Genomic DNA, 1,956 nt, shown 5'->3' with positions numbered 1-1,956 from the left:
ATTATCCCAAGGAGGCGGTCGAGAAAATACCCGTCTTTTATTTGACGCTTACATTGGAATGTTTCTGTTCATTCAGAATAGGCAAAGAAGGACAGACGTGCAATATCTGTTGGATTTCTTCGCATTTTCGATTGCGTTTTCCACAGATCTGTATCATTTTTCACGTACAAAAAACGGCCGGTTTTCTGCAGCCGTTTCCGAAGGGAAACAGACTGCAGAAGACCGGCCGTTTTGAGCTGATCGTTAATCCAGAGGATTTCTTGAAAAATTATCGTGAATCGGGATTAGCGGTTTTCTTTCCAGGCGCGGATTTCGTCAAGGGAGACGTTTACAACGCTGCCGTCGGAAAGGGTAAGCGGAAGGGTGCCTTCACGCAGGCTTTCGAGAACTTCACGCTCTTTGGGTTCTACGTTTACCGCCAGTTCGAGCTCATCAAGCTGGAGAGGATCGACGGTATTTGGTGCATCGGACATCGGGTCGCGGGCGGAAGCGTTTTTCGGGAAGGCGATGACATCACGAATGGAGTCTGTTCCGCACAGCAGCATGGCGATACGGTCGAGACCGAAAGCCAGTCCGCCATGAGGAGGTGTTCCGTACTGGAAGGCATCGATGAAGAAGCCGAATTTCTGCTGGGTCTGTTCCGGGGTAAAACCGAGAACTTCGAAGATTTTGTCCTGCAGTTCCTGTTCATAAATACGCATGGATCCGCCGCCGAGTTCATAGCCGTTCAGTACGCAGTCGTACGCGTTCGTTTTGACTTTGCCAGGATCGGTGTCCAGCAGAGGAATGTCCTCGCGTTTTGGCATCGTGAACGGGTGATGCTGGGAAACCCAGCGGTTTTCCTGTTCGCTCCACTCAAACATAGGGAAGTCGACAACCCACAGGAAGGAGAATTCGTCTTTTTTCTTCAGACCCTTTTCGGAAGCGATATCGTTGCGCAGAGCACCGAGGGCCGTGCAGGCTTTGAGCCATGGATCGCTGACAAGCAGAACGGTGCCGCCGTCTTTTACGCTGGATGCGTCTTTTAAAGCATTCAGTTCTTCTTCCTTGAGGGATTTAACCGCGGAGCCGGAGAAGACACCGTCTTTGTATTTGAGAACGACCAGACCGCTGGCGCCGTTTTTGCGGGCTTCCGAGGTCAGACGCTTGATTTCCTTGTTGGAAGGCTGGAAGTCTTCTACGGTAATGCCTTTGATCACGCCGCCGTTTTCAAGGGCGTTATGGAACGGAACGAATTCGGATCCCTTAAACGTTTCAGAGAAATCCTGCAGTTCCATGCCAAAGCGGTTGTCCGGTTTATCGATGCCGTAACGGTTCATGGCATCTTCCCAGGTGATTCGCTCAAACGGGGTCGGCAGATCGATGCCTTTGACGTCTTTCATCAGTTTCTTCAGCATCGCTTCCGTCAGCGTCAGAATCTGATTTTCATCGAGGAAGGACGTTTCGATGTCGAGCTGGGTAAAGTCGGTCTGACGGTCTGCACGCAGGTCTTCGTCGCGGAAGCAGCGGGCAAACTGGTAGTAGCGCTCCATGCCGGAAATCATGAGCAGCTGCTTGTACAGCTGAGGCGACTGCGGAAGGGCGTAGAACGTACCGGGTTTCCCGCGGGAGGGCACGAGGAAGTCACGGGCGCCTTCTGGTGTCGAACGGCCCAGAACCGGCGTCTCGATTTCGACGAAATCATGGGTATCGAGGAATTCACGCAGGGAACGGACGATGGCTGCACGCGTCATGAGATTTTTCTGCATGACGGGACGGCGCAGGTCGAGATAGCGGTATTTCATACGGGTATCTTCGAGCGCGTCGGTTTCATCCGCAATGATCAGCGGCGTAACTTTTGCCGGGTTGACGATCTCAAAATCGGAAACGATGACTTCGATATCGCCCGTAGGAAGCGCCGGGTTCTTGTCCTGGCGTTCTTTTACAACGCCTTTTACATGAAGAACGTATTCCTGA

At 52.2% G+C, this 1,956-nt stretch carries 1 protein-coding gene; it reads right to left on the bottom strand.

What is annotated here, in order from left to right; translation table 11 throughout:
• Positions 1–284: 284 nt before the first annotated feature.
• The coding region (aspS, locus tag ACLUYS_RS09885) for an aspartate--tRNA ligase (protein WP_412659799.1) at positions 285–1,956 on the bottom strand (1,672 nt) is incomplete at its 5' end.

The organism is Allobaculum sp. (genome assembly GCF_047010065.1).
GTDB classification, from domain to species: domain Bacteria; phylum Bacillota_I; class Bacilli_A; order Erysipelotrichales; family Erysipelotrichaceae; genus Allobaculum; species Allobaculum fili.
Note: the sequence above shows the minus strand (reverse complement) of the source record. Positions and strands in the feature narration are given on the sequence as shown.